Origin of the sequence: Embleya sp. NPDC005575, from assembly GCF_040605455.1 — a bacterium.
Classification (GTDB): Bacteria; Actinomycetota; Actinomycetes; order Streptomycetales; family Streptomycetaceae; genus Embleya.
The window spans coordinates 1-3,257 of sequence record NZ_JBEXCV010000315.1; the positions used below are offsets into that span (position 1 = coordinate 1).

The 3,257-nt window shown below is 74.3% G+C and carries 2 protein-coding genes and 1 pseudogene; all 3 read right to left on the minus strand.

What is annotated here, in order from left to right; genetic code table 11:
• Positions 1-728 (minus strand): annotated as a pseudogene (locus ABZS54_RS42535) (glycosyl transferase); the annotation flags it as partial.
• Positions 725-1,537, minus strand: coding sequence for a glycosyltransferase (locus tag ABZS54_RS42540; RefSeq protein WP_355548708.1), 813 nt, complete (start codon positions 1,535-1,537; stop codon positions 725-727). The pseudogene ABZS54_RS42535 and the gene ABZS54_RS42540, both read right to left, overlap by 4 nt.
• Positions 1,538-1,843: 306 nt before the next feature.
• Positions 1,844-3,109: an NAD(P)/FAD-dependent oxidoreductase gene (locus ABZS54_RS42545; protein WP_355548711.1), complete on the minus strand. Its 1,266-nt coding sequence runs from the start codon at positions 3,107-3,109 to the stop codon at positions 1,844-1,846.
• Positions 3,110-3,257 lie beyond the last annotated feature (148 nt).

The following is a 3,257-nucleotide window of genomic DNA, read 5'->3' on the forward strand; positions in this document are numbered from 1 at the left end:
CGCAGCGCGGCGCGGGCGGCGGCCGGCGCGACGCACGCGTAGGTGAGCGCGAACAGCGCGATGCCGGTCGAGGCCAGCAGCAGCGCCTCCTCGCCGAGGAAGATCTGATAGGCCGTCAACAGGCCGAGCAGGATGCCGTCGCGAATCGGCCGGTGGCCGGCGGCGAGCCGGATCAGCCGGTCGATGATCAGCGGCAGGGCGAACAGCACGGCCAGGTTGGGGTGTGCGTTGGCGTGCGAGACCATCGGCGGGGCGAACGCGCAGAAGGCCCCGCCGAGGGCGGCGGCCGGCCTGGAGGCGACCAGGTGCCGGGAGATCAGGTAGTACCAGGCGGCGGCCGTCGCGGCCAGCCCGCCGGTGAGCACGATTGCCCAGGTCGCGGCCGGCCCGAACAGCCAGGTGATCGGCGCGAGCGGGATGGACAGTCCCGGCATCGAGGTGTTCGCCATCAGGTTCACCCCGGCGGGGTGGTTCTGCAGCGTCGTGGTCAGCGGGTTCTCGCCGTGCGCCACGGCGCGCGCGGTCACCGCGAAGAACCACTCCCACTGACGCTGATCCTGACCGCTGTCCACGAGGTATCGCCCGGCCGGCCCACCGGACCACAGCCCGCGGTACAGCAGCAGCGCGGCCAGCAGGTAGGCCGCGCAGGCGAGTGTGTCCGCGGCCCGTCCGCTGCGCGGGAGCCCGATCGCGCGCGGCGCGGCGACGGCCTCGCGTACGGCGGTCACGCGGCCCGCCCCGGCGGCAGCGGGATGCGGAAAGGGTCCCGGGGGGCGTCCGAACCTCCGTCCAGGCGTGCCGATCCCGTCCCGGGTCGCTGCGGGCGACCGTGCCGCAGGCGGACCCGGGCCAGGTCGGTGAGCACCGCCAGGCAGTGCCCGGGCCGCAGCTTCGAGCCGCTCTGGTGGGTCCATGCGACCGGTACCTCGACGAAGCTCCAGCCGGAGGTGAGGAAGAGCCGGAGCACCTCGATGTCGAACGCCCAGCCGTCCACACACGCACGCGCGAACGCGGCGCGCGCCTTGGCGCCGTCGAACAGCTTGAACCCGCACTGGGTGTCCACCGTGCCGGGCAGCGCGACGGCCCGGATCAGCCGGCCCCCGACGTCCGACAACATCCGCCGCACAGGCGGCCGATCCACGGTGAACGCCTCGCCGCGCGAGCCGATCGCGGCGTCGAAGCCGTCGTCCAACGCTGCCTGGAGTCGGTCCAACTCGGCGATCGGGGTGGCCAGATCGGCGTCGCACACCAACACCCGCCGGCCACGCGTGATCGCGACACCTCGGCGGACGGCGTGCCCCTTGCCCCGATTGACCGGATGCCGCACCACGCGCACCCGCGGGTCGTGTGCGGCCGCGGCCGCGGCGACGGCGTACGTATCGTCGGTGGATCCGTCGTCGGAGACGATCAGTTCCCAGTCGATCCCGGCGCTGCGGAGATGGTCGAGTACGGCCGACAGCGTCGCCGGCAGCCGCCGTGACTCGTTGAACACGGGTATCACGACCGACAGCTCGGTCCCGCAAGGAGTTCGCTTCACAACCCTGTGACACGGCGGGTTTCCAGGCGCGTTGTATGACGTGGGTCACATCGGGTGAGGGTGAGGGTGAGGGTGAGGGCGAGGCCGGCCGCGACGCCACCCGCCGGCGATCAGGACGGCGATGCCGTCGGAGTGGCGGCGGTGGCCGGATCTCGACCGGGCCGGGCGCTTGGTCCATGTCACCACCGACGCGGCCCGCTCCGCCCCGATCACGGCTCGCCCGCGCCCGCCGACCCGGCCCCGCGCCGGCCCAGACCCAAGCCGACCGAGTCTCACCGCTCGACGCTGGGATCCCTGCGGCCCCGACTATGTCGGTCGGGCCTCGCCGGGCCCGGGCACGGAGCCGGCGGCGTGGTCGGCGAGGAGTTCGCGGGCCGCGCGGGTACCGGAGGCGAGGGCGCCCTGGACCGAACCGGTGGCGCGATGGTCGCCGCACACGTAGCGGCCCGGGGCGAAGCGACAGGTCCGGGTCAGCGGCCACGGCGGCGGCATCGCGGGCAGCGCGTCGGGGATCGAATACGTCGCGATCGGCTCCCAGTCGGCGGTGTCGACCCCATACACCGCGCCCAGATCCGCGCGCACCGCCGCCTCCCGACCCGGTCGGTCCGGGCCCAGTACCGACGTGGACACCAGCGCCCGCCCGTCGCCCGCGTACGTCGGCGCGACCTCGCTCACCACGCACGTCTGCAGGAACCGGCGCCGGGCGTCGAGCACCAGGGTGGGTTCGCGCAGCGGTGCGGCGTCGGTCGCGTGGTAGTACGTGGTCGCCGTGCGCCCCGCAGGCACCGTCAACCCGGGAAGCAGCCGCGCCGCCACCGCGTGACCGGTCGCCACCACCACGACCGGCGCGGCCTGCGCGGTCCCGTCGGCCGTCAGTACGCCTTCTTCGGTGACCCGCGCGACCGGCGTGTCCAGGCGGATCGTGTCCGGGGGCAGTGCCGCCGCCAACCGCTGCGGTAGCGCGCCGATGCCCTCGGCCGGCAGGCACAGCGTGCCGCGCAGCATGCTGCGCCACACCAGATGGAAGAACCGGCTCGACGTCTCCAATTCGTCTTCGAGGAACACCCCGGCCAGGAACGGCCGGAAGAACCGCTCGACCAACTCCGCCGAGACGCCCGCGTCGGCCAGCGCGATCAGCGTGGTGTGCTCGCTCGCGCGCCGGATCGCCGTCACCGGGCCCAGCAGGTCGCGCGCGCTCAGCACACCGAGCGCGAACAGGTCGCGCCCGGAGGCCAACCGCCCCGGCAGCAGGTCCGCCGCCTCCCGGGGCCGCCGGGTCGGATCGACGAAGCGCCACTGCGCCGACCCGTCCCGCACCAGCGTACCGGGGGTGAACGGCCGCAACCGCAACTCCCGCAGTCCGACTCGGCGACGGACCTGCGGGTAGGACGTGTTGAGCACCTGGAACCCGCGGTCGAGCAGGAACCCGTTTCGCCGATCAGTGCGCATCCGGCCGCCCACCCCGTCCGAGGACTCCAGCAGCCGTACCGACCACCCCGCCGCGACCAGGTCCGCCGCGCAGGCCAACCCGGCCAGACCCGCGCCGACCACGATGGCATCGCATCCCGTCATGTACCGCCCCGCTCCTCGGTGCCCGTCCGCGGACCCGCACCGCGCCGACCGTCCCCGACGCCCATACCCCGCAGCGCCCGGCCTACGTCGCCGACCCCCACCCACGTCACCCACGCGATCGCCGCACCCGTCCGCGCCGTGGCCGGGC

Coding starts and splice junctions, on each gene's coding strand:
- ABZS54_RS42545 (WP_355548711.1), bottom strand. CDS start 3,109: ATGACGGGATGCGATGCCATCGTGGTCGGCGCGGGTCTGGCCGGGTTG.